The sequence below is a fragment of the Alcanivorax sp. HI0083 genome (genome assembly GCF_001635175.1).
In genome coordinates this window covers 1-3303 of the sequence record NZ_LWFX01000970.1, presented here as the reverse complement: position 1 = coordinate 3303, position 3303 = coordinate 1, and the positions used below count along the sequence as shown (strand labels likewise).

At 65.0% G+C, this 3303-nt stretch carries 5 protein-coding genes; 2 read left to right on the top strand and 3 right to left on the bottom strand.

Translation table 11 applies throughout. The features are described from left to right. Together A3754_RS11365 and A3754_RS11360 are read right to left on the bottom strand one after the other, a co-directional pair. On the bottom strand, positions 1-692 hold a 692-nt coding region (locus A3754_RS11365), incomplete at its 3' end, for a sensor histidine kinase N-terminal domain-containing protein (RefSeq protein WP_197468633.1). After that, positions 692-1354, bottom strand: a complete 663-nt coding sequence (locus tag A3754_RS11360) for a response regulator (RefSeq protein ID WP_063519776.1) — start codon at positions 1352-1354, stop codon at positions 692-694. The genes A3754_RS11365 and A3754_RS11360, both read right to left, overlap by 1 nt. A gap of 112 nt (positions 1355-1466) precedes the next feature. On the opposite strand from A3754_RS11360, the gene A3754_RS11355 reads away from it, so the two are divergent. Both A3754_RS11355 and dsbG read left to right on the top strand, forming a co-directional pair. Then, on the top strand, positions 1467-2276 hold the full coding sequence (locus A3754_RS11355) for a TlpA disulfide reductase family protein (RefSeq protein ID WP_063519775.1): 810 nt from the start codon (positions 1467-1469) through the stop codon (positions 2274-2276). Continuing rightward, the gene (gene dsbG / locus A3754_RS11350) at positions 2273-2830 is read left to right on the top strand and encodes a thiol:disulfide interchange protein DsbG (protein WP_063519774.1); all 558 of its coding nucleotides are present in this window, start codon (positions 2273-2275) and stop codon (positions 2828-2830) included. The genes A3754_RS11355 and dsbG overlap by 4 nt, the downstream gene beginning before the upstream one ends. A gap of 193 nt (positions 2831-3023) precedes the next feature. Here the strand turns inward: dsbG and A3754_RS11345 are convergent. Then, positions 3024-3303 (bottom strand): amidohydrolase family protein (locus A3754_RS11345; RefSeq protein ID WP_156496956.1); only part of this gene is annotated, 280 nt, incomplete at its 5' end.

The following is a 3303-nucleotide window of genomic DNA, read 5'->3' as shown; positions in this document are numbered from 1 at the left end:
TGGGCCAGATCGTCGGTCAGCCGCCGCTCGCGCAACAGCGCTTGCCGGGCCTGATCAGCCCAGCGATCCAGCGCCGCCACCAGGGGCACCAACTCCGTGATCCCGGCCGCGCTGGGTGTCGCTGACGCCGCCTGCACCGGGCGCGACTCAAACTCCCTGCGCACCGCGTCCAGCGGCGCCAGGCCGCGGCTCACGGCCCAGCGCACCGCCAACCACGCCCCCAGCAGGGCCAGCAACAACCCCACCAGCAACGCCCAGGCCAGCGTCGCCAGCAACGATTCACGCACCGCCATGGGTTCGGCGGTGGCAACCCGTACCTGCCCCTGGCTGACGGTATAAACGCGCCAGCGTTCACCCGCCAGGGAGCGCTCTGTAAAGCCGTCCTGGCTGCTGGCAAGGTGGGCGGACGGCGCGCCGCCGGAACGCGCCAGAATCTCGCCACGCAAGTTCATCACCTGGCAAAACAGCCCGCTATTTACCACCGCCTGCAGCTCCGGCTTGGCGGATAACGCCGGTGCACTGGCATTGGCCATGGAGGCCACCATCCGTGCAGACGCCGCCAGACGCTGGTCCAGCGCCGTGCCCAGATGCTGCTTGACGGTATTGTGTAACCACAGTGCCAGCAGCAGCCAGACGCTCAGCAAACTGAACGCCACCAGCCACAACACCCGGGAACGCAGCGAGCGCGCCATCACGACGGCGCCCCCAGGCGATACCCGCCACCGCGCACGGTTTCCACAATGCCGCTGCCCAGCTTGCGGCGCAGGTTATGGATATGCACCGCCAGCGCGTTGCTCTCCACGCCATCCACCCAGCCATAGACACGGTCGGCCAGCTGGTCCGCCGTGAGCAGCCGACCCCGGCTTTGCAACAAGGCAAGCAACAACGCCATCTCCCGCCGTTGTAATTCCACCTCCTGATCCGCCAGCCAGACCTGCTGGCGAAACGGGTCCACCCGCACCCGGCCATGTTCAATCAACGGACTCGCCTGGCCGCGACTACGGCGCAGCAGTGCCTGCAAACGCGCCGCCAGTTCGCCCAGATCAAACGGCTTGACCAGGTAATCATCGGCACCGCGCTGCAAGCCATCAATGCGGTCCTGTACCGCGTCCCGGGCAGTGAGGATCAATACCGGCGCAGTGAGCCCGGCGTCGCGCCACTGGCAAAGGGCCTGGCCCCCATCCTGGTCAGGCAGCCCCAGATCCAGCACTAACGCATCGAACTCCACGCTTTTCCAGGCAGCCAGCCCTTCGCGCGCACGCGTCACCCAGGCCACGGTAAACCCCATGGCCTGCAGCCCGGCCTGAATACCATCACCCAGCAAGGCGTCATCTTCGATCAATAAAATATGCATGTGGCTCTGACCCGGTTAGGCTGCGCAAGTTGCAGCCCAGTGTCGGCGCCACCGGTTAACCCACGGTTAATGCAGCCGGGCCACACTGGCGCTTCCCTGACATGGAGAGACCGTGGACGCTGTCATCATTGGCCCACTGGCCCTGCCGGCAGGCACTTTTGTCGTGCTCACCGGCTTTTTCGCCGCCAGCCTCACCAGCCTGTGGTGGCAACGCCGTGGGCAACGCATCGAAGCAACGCTATGGCTGATTGCCATTACCGCCGTGCTGGGGGCGCGACTGGCGTTTGTGTGGCGCTACCAGAACCAGTACGACTCCTGGCTGGCCATGCTCGACATCCGTGACGGGGGCTGGTGGTGGCCCGGTGCGTTGGTGGCGCTGGCGGTGCTGGCCGTCAGCCTGTACCGGCAACCCCGCGTCCGCGCTGCGCTGGTGTCTGCCAGTGCCGCCGCGCTGCTCTGCATGACGCTGACGTTTGCCGCACTGGAAGCCCTGTCGCCAACGCCCAGCCCGTTACCGGAGGTCACCCTGTACAATCTGCAAGGGGACGCCACCACGCTGAAAGCGGCATCCAGCGGGGTAACGCTGGTAAACCTGTGGGCCACCTGGTGCCCACCGTGCCGGCGGGAAATGCCTGTGCTTGAGGCCGGGCAGCAGCGCTACCCCGGGGTGCGCTTTATTCTTGCCAATCAGGGGGAGAACCCCCATCAGGTCCGCCAGTACCTCACCGAAGGGCAGCTCCACTTTGAGCACCTGTTACTGGNTCCACATGCGGATCTGGGTCGCTATGCGGGCAACCGTGGCCTGCCGCTAACCCTTTTGTTCGATCAGCAGGGCCAGGAAGTCGGGCGCCATTTTGGCCCCCTCTCCGACGCCAGCCTGCATCACTTTCTTAGCCAACACCTTCCGGGAGACACTCCATGATCAAACCTGCTGCCTTGCTGCTCACCCTGCTGATGCCCCTGATCGGCCAGGCCGACGACGGCCCCTCCATGGACAGCCTGCTGGCCAAGCTGGAAGCCAGCACCTGGGTAGCGGAAGGCCCACAGCAGCCGCAACGAGTGGCTTATGTGTTCACGGATATGGCCTGCCCCTACTGCGCCCGGTTGTGGGAAAACATGCAGCCCATGATCGAAGACGAGGACAACGTGCTACAGGTACGCCATATCATCGTCGGGCTGATCAATCCCAAACGCAGCTTCACTCAAGGCGGTGCCGTGCTCGCTGCCCCGGACCCGGCCGCCGCACTGGCCGAGCACGAAGGCCACTTTGACGACGGCGGTATCCGCCCGCTGGAGCGAGTCCCCGACGCCATCCGCAGCCAGATCCAGAGCAACACCGGGCTGATGATCGGACTGGGCCTGCAAGGTACACCGGCCCTGATTTTCCAGGACAGGGAAGGGCGCTGGCGCGTGGCGCCGGGGGTCGTTGGGGAAGCCGATCTAAGAGAGGAAGTGTTTCAGCTGGAAGAGAGGTAAAACGCACTTTGTAGGAGTTCCCTTCCAGGGGACGAACCGAGCGACAGCGAAGCAGTGGCCGCCTTTGACTGCAGCTCGCCTCACAGGAAAAGCATCACCCGGTGAACAGAGGATTGGCTTTCGCCAATATCGCGCTACGCTCAGTTCGTCCCCTGGAAGGGAACTCCTACAGCGGCTTCGTAGCGGGTCTGACTCAATCCGACAGCCAGCTCACCTTGCCCTGGCACACGGTCAGCTTCACGCTGCCCTTGAGCTGGGCATGACGCCAGGGGGAATTGTTGCCGGCGGACAGCCAGTCTTCGCTGAGGTTTTTATCCGCCGCCGGGTCCAGCACACAGAGGCTGGCGGGGCGACCGGTTTCCAGCCGGCCCGCCTGGATTCCCAGGCAACGGGCCGGAGCCGCAGTGACCGCATCCAGCGCCCGCGACAAGCTCAGTTTGCCCTCGCTGACCAGTTCCAACACCAGCGAGAGC

Excerpts from the sequence above, each read along its gene's own strand:
- A3754_RS11360 (WP_063519776.1), bottom strand. The coding sequence starts at position 1,354 with ATGCATATTTTATTGATCGAAGATGACGCCTTGCTGGGTGATGGTATT.
- dsbG (WP_063519774.1), top strand. The coding sequence starts at position 2,273 with ATGATCAAACCTGCTGCCTTGCTGCTCACCCTGCTGATGCCCCTGATC.